Annotated in this window: 12 protein-coding genes; 3 read left to right on the top strand and 9 right to left on the bottom strand. The window is 72.5% G+C overall.

The window, feature by feature from the left end; translation table 11 throughout:
* Positions 1-65: 65 nt before the first annotated feature.
* Positions 66-1,118 (top strand): DUF6745 domain-containing protein, encoded by a 1,053-nt coding sequence (locus tag ACWD0J_RS15045; RefSeq protein ID WP_451496231.1) that lies wholly within the window; start codon positions 66-68, stop codon positions 1,116-1,118.
* A 234-nt stretch (positions 1,119-1,352) separates the two neighbouring features.
* Here the strand turns inward: ACWD0J_RS15045 and ACWD0J_RS15040 are convergent, their stop codons facing one another.
* From ACWD0J_RS15040 to ACWD0J_RS15010, 7 genes are read right to left on the bottom strand one after another with little or no spacing between them, the layout of a single operon-like run.
* Positions 1,353-2,105 carry an SDR family NAD(P)-dependent oxidoreductase gene (locus ACWD0J_RS15040; RefSeq protein ID WP_451496230.1) on the bottom strand — a complete coding sequence of 251 codons (753 nt, stop codon included), beginning with the start codon at positions 2,103-2,105 and terminating at the stop codon, positions 1,353-1,355.
* A complete protein-coding gene (locus ACWD0J_RS15035) occupies positions 2,102-3,061 on the bottom strand; it encodes a fumarylacetoacetate hydrolase family protein (protein WP_451496229.1) in 960 nt (319 codons plus the stop codon). Before ACWD0J_RS15035 ends, ACWD0J_RS15040 begins: the two co-directional genes overlap by 4 nt.
* A gap of 10 nt (positions 3,062-3,071) precedes the next feature.
* Complete coding sequence (locus ACWD0J_RS15030; protein WP_451496228.1) at positions 3,072-4,010, bottom strand: VOC family protein; 939 nt, start codon at positions 4,008-4,010, stop codon at positions 3,072-3,074.
* Positions 4,007-5,014 carry an amidohydrolase family protein gene (locus ACWD0J_RS15025; protein ID WP_451496227.1) on the bottom strand — a complete coding sequence of 336 codons (1,008 nt, stop codon included), beginning with the start codon at positions 5,012-5,014 and terminating at the stop codon, positions 4,007-4,009. Before ACWD0J_RS15025 ends, ACWD0J_RS15030 begins: the two co-directional genes overlap by 4 nt.
* On the bottom strand, positions 5,011-6,141 hold the full coding sequence (locus ACWD0J_RS15020; protein ID WP_451496226.1) for an FAD-dependent oxidoreductase: 1,131 nt from the start codon (positions 6,139-6,141) through the stop codon (positions 5,011-5,013). Before ACWD0J_RS15020 ends, ACWD0J_RS15025 begins: the two co-directional genes overlap by 4 nt.
* A 24-nt stretch (positions 6,142-6,165) precedes the next feature.
* Entirely contained in the window at positions 6,166-7,128 is a 963-nt protein-coding gene (locus ACWD0J_RS15015; protein ID WP_451496225.1) for a cyclase family protein, read from the bottom strand.
* Positions 7,125-8,126, bottom strand: a complete 1,002-nt coding sequence (locus tag ACWD0J_RS15010; RefSeq protein ID WP_451496224.1) for a fumarylacetoacetate hydrolase family protein — start codon at positions 8,124-8,126, stop codon at positions 7,125-7,127. The genes ACWD0J_RS15015 and ACWD0J_RS15010 overlap by 4 nt, the downstream gene beginning before the upstream one ends.
* A 127-nt stretch (positions 8,127-8,253) precedes the next feature.
* Between ACWD0J_RS15010 and ACWD0J_RS15005 the strand changes: the two genes are divergently transcribed.
* A complete protein-coding gene (locus ACWD0J_RS15005; RefSeq protein ID WP_451496223.1) occupies positions 8,254-9,171 on the top strand; it encodes a LysR family transcriptional regulator in 918 nt (305 codons plus the stop codon).
* 659 nt (positions 9,172-9,830) lie between these two features.
* Positions 9,831-10,013: a hypothetical protein gene (locus ACWD0J_RS15000; RefSeq protein WP_451496222.1), complete on the top strand. Its 183-nt coding sequence runs from the start codon at positions 9,831-9,833 to the stop codon at positions 10,011-10,013.
* Positions 10,014-10,156: 143 nt separating this feature from the next.
* On the opposite strand, the gene ACWD0J_RS14995 is transcribed toward ACWD0J_RS15000, so the two are convergent.
* The gene (locus tag ACWD0J_RS14995) at positions 10,157-10,486 is read right to left on the bottom strand and encodes a hypothetical protein (protein WP_451496221.1); all 330 of its coding nucleotides are present in this window, start codon (positions 10,484-10,486) and stop codon (positions 10,157-10,159) included.
* 147 nt (positions 10,487-10,633) lie between these two features.
* Positions 10,634-13,296, bottom strand: a 2,663-nt coding sequence (locus tag ACWD0J_RS14990; protein WP_451496220.1) for an RHS repeat-associated core domain-containing protein, incomplete at its 5' end; no start/stop codon positions are given.

Here is a 13,296-nt window from a genome sequence, read left to right as displayed (position 1 = left end):
GGCACATGGCGGAGACGCAGATGAGGGGCGGGCACATGATGGAGGGGTACGTGACGGAGGGGCTCATGACCAGGGCGGACACGGGCGCGTCGGCGGTGGAGGACATCTCCTCCGACGGCCTGGGGGTGTGGCGCGCGTGGGCGTCGGCGACCGTTCCGGCCGACCGGACAGCCGCCGAGGACGGTGTCCGGTGGGCGTACCGGCGGGCGGGACTCGCCGCACCGGAGCGTGTGGTGTGGGCCGGTTCGCCGCGCGCGGCCGTCACGCTGCTCCGGGAACTCGCGGACCGGGGCCCCAGCGTGCGGGATGCGGTCCGCAGCACGCCCTGGGCACTTGAACGGCGCCGTCTCCACGCGGAGTTGGGGGCCGCGGGCTGGTCGGCGCACTGGGCGGCGACCGGTGGACGGTTGTGGGAGCCCACCCAGGCCCTCGTGGACCGGATCCGCACCGGCGTCCTCGACGAGCTGGTGGGCCGGCAGACGGGAGCGGCGGCCGCAGAGACCCGGCTGCTCCTTCTGGACGCGGTGCTCGGGCAGCACGACGCGCCCTGGCTCGCCGCGTTCGCCACGGACGACGGGCCGCTCGACGGTGTGGCCGCGGTGTGCCGCAGCGCGGGCTGGTGGTGGCCGTACGCCCGGGTGGCGGTCGTGTCCGAGCGACCCGTGGCCCTGCACCGGGACGAGGCGGGCCGGCTCGACCACGGAGACGGCCCGGCGCTCGCCTACCCGGACGGTTTCGCCCTCCACGCGTGGCGCGGTATGCCCGTCCCGGCTGAGTTCCTCGCGGAACTGCCCGCGCTCACACCGGAACGGATCCGTTCCGAGGAGAACGCCGAGCTGCGCCGGATCATGCTGGAGCACTACGGCTACGACCGCTATCTGACGGACTCCCAGGCCCAGCCCGTGCACCGGGACGAGACGGGCACCCTGTGGCGGATCGACCTGCCGGACGACGAGCCGGTGGCGATGGTGGAGGTGCTCAACTCCACTCCGGAACCGGACGGCACCCGGCGCACGTACTGGCTGCGGGTACCTCCCACCACCCGGACCGCGAAGGCGGGCGTCGCCTGGACGTTCGGAGTGGAGCCCGAGGTTTACGCGCCGGTCCGGGAGACCTGACGAAGACGCGCCCGGTCGAGGCCGAGGAACGAGACGGCCACGAGGCACTGGAGGAGGACGGAACGGCCGTCTGCCTCGCCTTCACCGCCTACGACTTCGACTGATCGCCTGCGACGTCGACCAGGATCCGGCCCGGGCGGAGCCTCTTCGGTCACGTCCAGAGACCGACCGGAGGTGAGCGCGACCGCCCGCCGGCGGTCCCCGGGATCAGGGTGACTGTGCCGTCCAAGCGCTTCACGACGCCTCCCAACGCAGGGCGTCCGAGATGGACTTGACACCGCCGTGCGCGGTGAGACCGCCGTCGACGGGGATGTCGGTGCCGGTGATGAAGGACGACTCGTCGGAGAGCAGGAAGATCACGAGCGGGGTGACCTCGTCGACGGTGCCGGTGCGCCCGAGCGGGGTCTCGCGGACGTTCGCCTCGCGGAACGCGGGCGCGGCGGAAGCGGTCATCTCCGTCTCGATGTAGCCCGGGTGGATGGTGTTGACCCGGATGCCCCGGGGCCCGAGTTCCAGTGCCGCCGTCCTCGACAGGCCGCGCAGGCCCCACTTGCTGGTGGTGTAGGCGACCGGACAGTGGGCGGTGAGCGCGGCGGAGGAGCCGACGTTGACGATCGAGGAGCCGGGCGGCAGCAACGGGGTCAGATGCTGGATGCCGAGCAGCGGGCCGATGACGTTGACGTCGTGCACGCGGGCGAAGTCCTCGACCCGTACGGCGTCCAGGCGGGCGCGCCAGGTGATGCCGGCGTTGTTGACCAGGCCGTGCACCTGGCCGTAGGACCCGTGCAACTCGGCGGCGAGATCGGCCCACTCGCTCTCGCTGGTGACGTCCAGCCGGCGGCAGTCGCCCGTGGGGTTCACGTCGGTGGCGATGACCCGGGCGCCCTCCCGGGCCAGGGCCTCGGCCTCCGCGGCGCCCTGGCCGCGGGCCGCGCCCGTGACGACCACGACCTTGCCGAGCAGCCTCCCCGGGCGCGGGCCGGTCATGACCGCTTCCGTGGCCGGCGCCGGCCGGTCGGCAGGGGCACCGGTTCGGCGCCCGGCACGACGGTGTTGGTGAGGGTGCCGATGCCCTCGACGGTGAGGGTGACGGTGTCGCCGGGCTTCAGGGGCGGCGGGGTCCGCTCGCCGCGAACGCCCCACAGTTCGGCGAGGCAGCCGCCGTTGCCGCAGGTTCCGGAGCCGAGCACGTCGCCGGGCACGACGCGGGTGCCGCGGGAGGCGTAGGCGACCATCTCCTCGAAGGTCCAGCTCATGTGGGACAGCAGGTCCTCGCCGACCACCTCGCCGTTGATCTCGGCGGTCAGCCTCAGGCGCAGGAAGCCGTCCCCGTCCCGGAACGGCTCCAGCTCGTCGGCGGTGACCAGGTGGGGGCCGAGGGTGGTGGCGGTGTCCTTGCCCTTGCACGGGCCGAGGCCGACCTTCATCTCCGCCGACTGCAGGTCGCGGGCGGACCAGTCGTTGAGGACGGTGTAGCCGGCGATGTGGTCGCGGGCCTGCTCCGGCGTGAGGTCGCGGCCCTCGCGGCCGATGACGGCGGCGACCTCGAGCTCGAAGTCCAGGAGGGCCGAGCCGGGCGGCACCGGGATGCCGTCGCCCGGGCCGTAGACGGCGTGCGGGTTGGTGAAGTAGAAGGTCGGGGCGGCGTACCACTGCTCGGGGACGCCGCCGGTGCCCTCGACGGATCGGCGGACGCCCTCGACGTGCTCCTCGAAGGTGACGAAGTCCCGCACCGACGGCGGCTGGAGCGGTGGCAGCAGCCGTACGGCGGACAGGGGCACCGGGGGGCCGGCCTGCTGCGGACCGGCCTGGTGCGGACCGGCCGGAAGACCGGCCCGCAGCAGGTGCAGGAGATCCGTGCCGACGGGGAAGGGGCGCACCGAGTCCTCCTCGACCAGGCCGCAGCGGTGCACCCCCTCGTACACGAAGGTCGCGAAGCGCATCGTCGGCCCCTCAGACCGGCGGCGCGACGAAGCAGCCGCGGTCGACGTCGTTGAAGGACTCCTTGGCGACCAGCTCGTTCATCGGATTGGCCGTGCCCCACTGGTCGGTGACCTCGGGCTGGGAGAAGTCGTAGACATGCGGGTGCCAGGTGTCCTCGTCGAGGAGTTCCAGCTCGGTCGTGTACTCGACGGTGTTGCCGTGCGGGTCGAGGAAGTAGGTGAAGGTGTTGTCGCCGGCCATGTGGCGGCCCGGGCCCCAGATCTTCTGGAATCCCGCGCGCATGACCCGGCCGGAGCCGCGCATGTACTCGTCGAGACCGCGCATCTCGAAGGAGACGTGGTGCAGCGAGGTGTGCGGGCCCTGGGCGATGGCCATGGAGTGGTGCTGGCTGGAGATCCGCATGAAGTGCATGACCTCGCCCATGTGCGGTGAGCTGAGCGTGTCGGAGAGCCGGAAGCCGAGGTGACGCTCGTACCACTGCCGAGTCCGGTTCAGGTCGGGGGAGTTGAGGACCACGTGCGACAGCTTGACCGGGATCGCCTCCTTCTCCTCGATCCTGCGGTGCCGCCGCACCTCCACGTCGGCGGACACCTCGATCGTGCGGCCGTCGACGTCGAAGAACCGGAAGCCGTAGCCGCCGCCGGGGGTGTCGACCGGGCCGGGCCGCGAGATCAGCCGTACGTCCTGGGACAGCAGCCGCTCGGCGAGCGTGTCGACGTCCGTGCGGGACGCGGCGCCGTACGACACGAGATCCAGACGCTTCTCCCGCGCCTTGCGCAGCCGTACGACGTACTGCTCGGGCGAGCCCTCGGCGGCCAGGAAGGAGATCCCGGAGTCCTCGGCGACCTTCGTCAGGCCCCAGACGCCGGCGTAGAAGTCGAGCTGCTTGTCGTAGTCGGGCACGGCGAGGTCGACGTGCCTCAGGTGGGTGAGCAGTCGGGCGTTCATGATGTCGGTCCTTCCGTCAGCAGGGCGGCGGCGTTGCCACCTCGTACGGCGTCGAAGTCGGCCTCGGGCAGCCGGGCGGCGCGCAGCGCGCCGACGGGGTCCTCGGTGCCCATGTCGAAGGGGAAGTCCGAGCCGAGCAGGACGCGGTCGGATCCGGCCGCGCGGATCAACTCCCGCAGAGTGTGCGGGTCGTGGACGAGGGAGTCGAAGTAGAGGCGCCTGAGGTAGCTGCTGGGCGGGTGCGCGCAGCCGGTGCCCGCGTCGGAGCGGGCCGACCAGGCGTGGTCGGAGCGGCCGATGTGGGTGGGCAGGTAGCCACCGCCGTGGGCGGCGATCAGCTTCAGGTCCGGGTGGCGGTCCAGGACGCCGGAGAAGATCAGGTGCGAGAGGGCGACGGCGTTCTCGGTGGGCTGGCCGACGGTGTTGGACAGGTACCACCGGTCCAGGCGCTGGTCGAGCGTGCAGCCGAACGGGTGCAGGAAGAGCAGCGCGCCCGTCTCCTCGGCCCGGGACCAGAAGGGCTCGTACGCCGGGTCCGACAGTTCCCGCCCGGGAGCGTGGCTGGAGATCTCCACGCCCAGCAGGCCCTGGCCGAGGGCGTGGTCGAGGGCCGTCACCAGCCGGTGCGGGTGCTGCAACGGTACGAGCCCGAGGCCCTTGAGGCGGTCCGGGGCGGCCCGACAGTGGGCCGCCGTCGCCTCGTTGGCCAGCCGGCAGAGCTTCTCGGCCGTCGCCTCGTCGGTCCAGTGGTGATAGTGCGAGGGCGACGGGCTCACCAGCTGGATGTCCACGCCCTGGGCGTCCATGGCGGCCAGGCGTACGACCGGATCGGTGAGCCTGGGGATGCGCTCGCGCACCATGGGGACGTTGACGGCGAGGGCGGCGGGGCCGTTGCGGCGGGCGTCCAGCGCCCGTGCCTCGGCGAGCCCCGGCAGGCCGTCCAGCAGAGCCTCGACCTCCGGCAGCAGGACGTGCGCGTGCACGTCGATCGTGGGCACCCTCACGGCAGCTCCCGGAGCATCGTCATGGTGCGGCCCATCAGTCCGGGTACGTCGGCGTCGCGCACGCCGTCCAGCTGCCACTGGCCGAGCCGCACCGACGCCTCCACCACCGCGCGCACGCGCGGGACGCGCCGCTCGTAGTACGCCTGGAACAGCGTGTCGTCCCAGTCGTCGGCGCCGGTGAGCAGTTCGGCCAGCACGAGGGCGTCCTCCAGGGACATCGCCGCGCCCTGGGCGAGCGTCGGCGGACAGCAGTGCGCCGCGTCGCCGACCAGCACGATGCGGCCGCGGTGCCAGGAGCCCTCCACCAACAGCCGGTCGAACCAGGTGTAGTTGACCTGGGCGGAGTCGGTGATGTGCGGCGTGATCTGAGTCCAGAAGCCGCCGTAGGCGCAGGCGAGGCGGCGCATCTCGGCGGCGTACGACTCCGGCGGGACCGACGCCCGGTCGCGGTTGCCCTCGACGACGTAGGCGTACAGGGTGGTGTCGCCGGTGGGGCAGTAGCCGGCGATGTAGGCGGGGCCGCCGTAGGCGAGGTCGGTGCGGACCACGCCGGGCGGGCGCGGGGCGGCGATCCGCCAGATGGCCATTCCGGTCGGTTCCGGTTTGTCGGGGATGCCGATGGCGGTCCGGGTGGCCGAGCCCAGCCCGTCGGCGGCCACCACCAGGTCGTAGCGGCTCTCGGTGCCGTCGGTGAACCGCACCCGCACGCCGTCGCCGTCCTGGTCGAAGGTCTCGGCCCTGGTGCCCAGCCGTACCCGGGCCCCGCTCGCCCGGACGGCGTCGATGAGGATCCGCTGGAGTCGCGGGCGCTGCATGCCGATCGTGGCGGGCAGGTCGTCGCCGCCGGTGCGCAGATCCCGGGCGACGTGCAGCACCGTGCCGTCGGGGGCGGTGATGCCGACGGAGCCGAAGCCGAAGCCGGACTCCTTCACCCGGTCCCAGACGCCGAGTTCACGCAGCACGCGCAGGGCGTTGCCCTGGAGGGTGATGCCCGAGCCGGCGGTGGCGTTCCAGTCGTCCCTGGCCTCGATCAGATCGACGGCGATCCCGGCGCGGCGCAGCAGGATCGTCACGGCGTTGCCGGCCGCGCCGCCGCCGACCACCAGGACCGTGCGGGGTGTGCTCATGGGGGAACTCCTTCGTTCCGCTGGTTACTTGACGGCGACCGGGTTGACCGGGGAGCCCACCGCGCCGGTGATGGGCAGCGGTGCGGCGGTGAGCCAGAACGCGTACACGCCGTCGGCCGCGCAGTCCCGGCCCAGTGCCTCCAGGTCCCACATCTCGCCGATCAGCAGGCCGATGTGGGGGATCGCCACCTGGTGCAGTGGCTGGAAGGCGTGCTCGAACTCGTTGGGCCGGACCTCGAAGCCCCAGGTGTCGGTGGCGATCGCCGCGATCTCGGTCCGGTGCAGCCAGCCGGCCGCGGTGAACGACAGACCGGGCGCCGGCCCGCCCGCGTAGTCGCCCCAGCCCTCGCGCCGCACCCGGGCCAGCTGTCCGGTGCGGACGACGACGATGTCCCCGCGCTCCACGGTCACCCCGTGCGCCTCGGCGGTCGCGGTCAGGTGCTCCTCGGTGACCGCGAACCCGTCGGGCAGCTCCCCGTCGTCGCCGATCACCCGGCCCACGTCGAGCAGCACACCGCGGCCGGCGACGTGCGGCGCCATGTGCTCGATGCCGGTGACCAGGTCGCCGTCCGAGGTGACGACCTTCTCCGCCGGGCGCCCGTTCCACGCCCTGCCGTGGTCGAAGATGTGCCCGAGCCCGTCCCACTGCGTGGAGCACTGCAACGGCATCGCGATCACGTCGTCGGCGCCGCCGATGCCGTGCGGGAAGCCCTGGTTGCCGAGGGCGGCGTCGGTGCCCGTGTCGAGCATGGTGTGCACGGGGTTGGTCCGGCGCCGCCAGCCCTTCTGCGGGCCGTGCATGTCGAAGCGCTGGGAGAGCGAGAAGCTCACACCTGTGCGCACCAGGGCCGCGCCCTGCCGGCGCTTGGCCTCGTCGAGGAAGTTGAGGGTGCCGAGCACGTCGTCCTCGCCCCAACGCCCCCAGTTGGAGCACGCCTTGGCGGCCTCGGCGATGGCACCCTCGGGGTCGAGGCGGTCCAGGGTCATGAGGAGGCCTCCGCCACGCAGCGGGTGCGCTGCGCGCCGAGCCCGGTGATCGCCCCCTCCATCACGTCGCCGTCGCGCAGCAGCCGGCCCCAGTGCATGCCGTTGCCGGCCGGGGATCCCGTCAGCACGAGGTCGCCGGGGAGGAGTTGGGCGGCCTGGGAGGCGTACGCGACCATCCGCGCCACGCTGAAGATCATGTCCTTGGTGGACTCGTCCTGCATGGTCGCGCCGTCGAGCTTGAGCGTGACGCGGAGATCACCGGGGTCGGCGATCGACTCGGCGGGCACCAGCCAGGGGCCGAGCGGGGTGAACCCGGGCGCGTTCTTGCTGCGCAGCCAGTCGGTGCCGATCTGCGGCATGTCCCGGCGGAAGACGGTGGCCCGGTCGGTCAGGTCGTTGGCGATCGTGTACCCGGCTACGTACTCCAGCGCCTCCTCGGGTGGGACCCGGTGGGCGGGCCTGCCGATGACGGCCGCCAACTCCAGTTCCCAGTCCGGCTGTTCGGCCCAGGCGGGAAGGACCACGTCGTCGTAGGGGCCGGTGATCGCGCTCGGCAGCCCGATGAACACGTACGGCAGGTCCTCCGCCGCCCGCCGGTCCATGATCTCCGCGGCCTCCGCGCGGCGCTCGTCCTCGGACCGGTCGTCGCCGGGGGCGCGGTGGGCCACGTGCAGATCGATCACATGCTGCCGGTAGTTCGCGCCGGACTGGAACACCTGGCGCGGCTCGACGGGAGCGTGCACCCGGAACTCACCCAGCGGCCGGCGTTCCGTACCGCAGTCGGCGGCCAGCTCGCGCAGTCGCGGCAGCGCCGTCTCCCAGCGCTCCAGCAGCCCCCGCGTCGTCAACGTACGGTCCAGCAGCGCGATGCGCAGGTCGATCACCTGGCCGTCCGGCGTGACGAGGGCGGGGAAGGCCGGCCCATCGGGGGCCGACAGGGTGGCGAGTGCGAAAGGCCCGGCGAAGAGCGCGGACGCGGGTTCAGGTTTCACGGACATGTCCTCCTGATTGCGGTGTGACTAATCTGGACCCCGCACCCGCGATCAGGGAAATCGATTCTGTGGATGCACGGCATCCACCGGGTCTATTTCCCCAGATCGGCGTCGTACCGCAAGGAGAGCCCCCGTGAATCTGGCCCGTCTCGACCTCAACCTCGTGGTCGCGCTGCGCGCCCTGCTCGAAGAGCGCAACGTCACCCGAGCGGGGCAGCGCGTCGGTCTCAGCCAGCCCGCCATGAGCGCGGCGCTGGCCCGGCTGCGCCGCCACTTCGACGACGACCTGCTCGCCCGCGTCGGCGGCCACTACGAGCTCACCGCCCTCGGCCAGGTACTCCTGGACCGCACCTCCACCGCCTACGACGTGCTGGAACGCCTCTTCGCCAGCCAGGCCGACTTCGACCCGGCCAAGGAGAGCCGCGAGTTCAAGCTGGTCGCCTCCGACTACGCGGTCGCCGTCTTCGGCACCGAACTCGCCCGCGTCGTCCACGAGGAGGCGCCCGGCATCCGGCTGCGCTTCACACAGACGCCCACCACCGTGGTCGACGACACCGCCACGCTGCTGAGCGCCACCGACGGTCTGTTCATGCCGCACGGTGTCATCAGCGACTTCCCGGCCACCGAGCTCTACGACGACCGCTGGGTCTTCCTCGTCGCCGACGACCACCCGAGCGTGGACGACCGGCTCACCCGGCAGGACCTGGCCAGGCTGCCCTGGGTCACCTACCAGCGGACCTACGACGCTCCGGCCGTACGCCAGCTCGGCATGCTCGGGATCGAACCGCGTGTCGAAGTCTCCGTCGACAGCTTCCAGTTGCTGCCGCTCCTGGTCGCCGGCACCCGGCGCATCGCCCTGGTCCAGGCCCGTCTCGCCCGGCTGATGGCGCCGCTGGCCGCCGTCCGTGTGCTGAAGCCGCCGTACGAGGCGGTGCCGCTGCGGGAGGCGATGTGGTGGCACCCCGTGCACACGCATGACGCGGCCCACATCTGGCTGCGCGAGACGGCCGAGCGGGTCGGCAGACGGCTCGCGGACGCACCCGGGGAGTGAGGCGGACCGTCCGGAGGTGACCGGCACATCCACACCGTGGATCGACGGCATCCGGAATAGGGATCACGCGAAGGGTGGTGGGCCGGCCGCGGTGTGGCAGGCATAGGCGTGGCCACGCGTTGTCGAGGCAGGCATAGGCGTGGCACGCGTTGGCGTTGCAAGAGGCCGCCTGGAGGTGGTCGTCGACGGTCACCGGCCTGGTCCGCGACGACGTCGCCGGCCTGCCCGAGGCGATCCGGGCGGTGGGCGCCCTCGGCTCGCGGGACCGCGGTGACCACGTCATCGCACGCTTCCAGCCGGAGACCATGGCGCCGGGTACGAGGCGGTGTACCGCAAGGTGCCGGCCGCCCCGGCGCCGACGCCGCTGGTGGCCGGGGCCATACAGGGGGACATGGCACCGGTGGCCTGGCCTGACCCGACCCCTGCCGTCGCTGCTGTCCCCGCCTCTCGGCAGTCGGGGGTGGCGTCGCAACCGACTCGGGGACGACTGCCGGCCGCCGGCCGCCCGGCGTGAGCATCAGCGCTGGACGCCGGTCCGTGGGGCAGGGGAGCCCGGCTCCTCAGTTCCACGGACCGCGGGGCACCCGGCACAGAACGCATCACTCCGCGCGCTTCGGGTACGCGACGTTCGGCACTGTCCTCACCGTATCGGAGACGCCATGACAGAAGAGATCAAGGATCAGCAGACCGGACGATTCTGCAAGGCATGCGGCACGCCTGCCGAAGGCGGGACGTTGTGTGAGCACTGCGGGGCCGTTCTGGACCTGCCGGACCGCGCCGGGCTGACCGAGGATCAGGGCGCCACCGTCCGCCGGGACTTCGAGGGGCGCGGACAGAGGTGAACACAGCGCCGGAGAAGGGGTTCCGGACAGAGGCGGACGGACTCCGCGGCGCCCCCTTGGCCGAACGCACGGCGGGGTACATGGCTCGGCATGGCACCGAGAACTGATCACCTCGTCTCTGCGGGCTGTACGGAGATCCGGCCCTACCCCAGTTCCGCCGCGCGCCTCTTGAGGTCTTCGGCGAACGCGTCCCAGTCCGGCCCGAAGGACAACAGGTCCGCTGCCGCCTCCCGGAGCAGTTGCGGGTCGTCGGGGCGCTGCAGGCAGGCCAGCCGGTAGGCGAGATTGCGGGCCCAGGGCGGCAGGGCCATCCAGTCCTCGGTGAGGACGTCACGGAGCATGGCGAGGATCTCGTCGGCCGTCGCGAAGGTGAGCTGCTCGACGAACTCACGGGCCGCTTCGTTGACCTGCCGGCTGTCGGCGCCGTCGATGGCCTGGCTGAGGCTCCTGGCCGCGGGGGTCGGATCGGGCATCTGTCGCTTCTCCTGACGAAGTGTTTCCGTCGCCCGGGAGCGCCGGAGCGCCGGGGCGGTCGTGGACGGTACGGGCGCCCAGACCCTAACAGTCGATCCCGGCGCTGCCCGAACAGCCGGTGCGGCGCCGGGATCGAGGGCTCTGCGCTACGGGTTGAGCCAGTAGGTGGACAGCTGGTAGGCCCCGTCCGGCCGCTGGATGACCCGGTAGCCGACGTCGTGCCCGTCGATCTGTACCGACCTGTCGAGCGGGCCGGTGAACTCGGGGGTTCCGGCGCGGGGAACGGCTCCGCCGTCCTTCATGTACCCGTACACGTCGGAGACGATCGCCTGCTCGATCTGGTCGGGCTTCAGGTTCGTGGTGCGCAGGTCGTTCGTGGTCCCGCCCGGTCCGGTGTGGGCCCGGTCGTAGCCGTGGCCGGTGTTGAAGTGCCACTGGTCGTCGCCCACCTTGGCGGAGCGCTTGAGGTCCTGCCCCTCGCCCTTGGAGGTGTACTCGCCGATGGCCGGGCCGTCACCGTTCGAGTACGGGGACAGGCCGAAGGGGTCGCACACGGTGTGCGGGTTGGTCACGTAGGCGACCGGGTTCGGCGCGGGCGAGAGCCCCAGCGGGTCCGCGGACGTGTACCGGCCGGTCTCCGGGTCGTAGTGGCGGAAGAGGTTGTAGTGGAGGCCGGTCTCCGGGTCGTAGTACTGGCCGGGGAAGCGCAGCGGGGTGTACGCCGTGCTGGAGCGGGACCAGGCGGTGGTCCCCCACAGAGTGGTGCGGGTGCGCCAGGCGATGTCCCCGGACTCGTCGACCAGTTCGGTCGGGGTGCCGATCAGGTCGGTGGCCACGGCGAAGAAGCGCCGGTCGATCTCCTCCTGACGGGCGTCCGCCGTGAGGATCCGTTCGGTCTGCGCCAGGGGCACGAGGCCGCGGTGCTCCCAGGTGAGCGCCACCGGGCGGGGCAGGTCGCCGGAGACGGTGGTCTGTTCGCAGAGGGTCAGGCCGTCCCAGGTGAAACGGATCTCCTCCGCCACGGTCTCGCCGTCCGCCGCCAGGCGCTGCTTGGCGGTGCGCCGGCCCAGGGGGTCGTAGCGGTAGCGCCAGCGGGTGCCGTCCGGGGTGACCACGGAGGTGAGACGGTCCTCGGCGTCCCACGTGTAGCGCCAGGTGTCCGGTTTGCGGGAGAGCCGGGTCTTCTGGCGCAGCGTGACGCGGCCCAGGGCGTCGTGCTCGAAGCGGACGTCACCCGCACGCGTGACACTGGTGCCGCTGTAGGCGCGGGGCCCGGTGGCCTCGTGGCCGGGGTGCGAGTCGGGCCAGGCGGCCGAGGACTGGTTGCCGCTGGCGTCGTAGGAGTACCGCTCGCTCCAGCCGCGCGCGTGGACGGCGGTGACCCGGCCGACCGGGTCGAGGTCGAAGGTGCGCGTCCCCGACACCAGGTCGGACGTCGCGGTGAGGCGGCCGTCGGCGCGGTAGGCGTACGTGCGCTCGTTGAGGGTGCGGGAGCCGGCGGTGAGGTGCTGGGCGGACAGCCGGCCCGCCTCGTCCCAGGCGGAGACCTGGGTGACGACGTCACCGAAGACGCGTGCCACTTCGCGTCCGGCCGCGTCGTGCGTGAAGGTGATGTCGTGGCCCCCGGAGGTCACCCGGGTGGGGCGGCCCGCGGCGTCGTAGGCGTAGCTCGTGACCAGCCCGGTGGGGGTGGTGCGACGGATCCGGCGGCCGGCGGCGTCGTAGGCGTGGTCCAGGGCGCGGCCGTCGACGAGTTCGGTCCTGAGCCGGCCGCACCGGTCGTAGCGGCGCACCAGTTCGCTGTCCGGACTCGACGCCTGGATCAGGCGTCCGGCGCGGTCGTAGGTGTGGACCGTGACCCGGCCCCCGGCCTCCTTGCGGATCACCCGGCCGAGCTCGTCGTACGCGTACGCGGCCACGCCGCCGAGGTGATCGGTCCGGGTGGTGAGCTGTCCGGCGGCGTCGAGGCCGTAGGTGACGGTGCGGCCGTCGAAGTCGGTCTCGGAGACGAGCCGGCCGGCCCGGTCGTACCCGTACGTCCAGACGAGCCCCTGCGGGTCGGTGACCCGGGTCAGCCGCAGGCCGGCGTCGTGCTCGAACTCGTACCGCGCGCCGTCGGGCCGGGTGCGGGCGGCGAGGAGGTCGAAGTGGGTGTACTCGAAGCGGGACACCCCGCCGGCCGGGTCGGTGTGGGTGAGGCAGTTGCCCTCGCCGTCGTAGGTCCAGGACTCGGTGGCGCCGTCGGGGCCGGTGCGCCTGGCGAGTTGCCCGTCGGCGTGCCACTCCAGGCGGGTGACGGCGCCCACCGGGTCGGTGATGCGGACCGGACGGCCGAGGCCGTCGCGTTCCAGACGGGTGGTCCCGCCGGCAGGGTCGGTCACCTCCGCGGGGCGGCCGGCCCGGTCGCAGCGCACGACGGTGGTGGCACCCAGGACATCGGTGACCGACGTCAGGAGACCGGCCTCGTCGTACGTGTAGCGGGTGGTGCGGCCGGCCGGATCGGTCACCGCGGTGCGGTTCCCCCGCTCGTCGAACTCCTGGAGCCACCGGGCGCCGTCCGGGTCCCGACGCTCCGTGGGCAGGCCGGACGGGCCGCGTACGACACGGAGTTCGGTGCCGTCGGGACGGGTGACCGTGACCAGCCGGCCCTCCTTGTCGTGGGAGAACGCCGTGGTGCGTCCGAGTGGGTCGGTGCGGGTGAGGAGGTTGCCGTGGGTGTCGTAGGTGAAGTGGGTGGTGTGGCCGAGGGGGTCGGTGGTGGCGATCACCCGGCAGCGGTGGTCGATGAGGTGGCGGGTGACGCGGCCGT

It is taken from the genome of Streptomyces sp. NPDC003011, from assembly GCF_053591515.1.
This window is presented reverse-complemented; position numbering and strand designations above follow the sequence as displayed.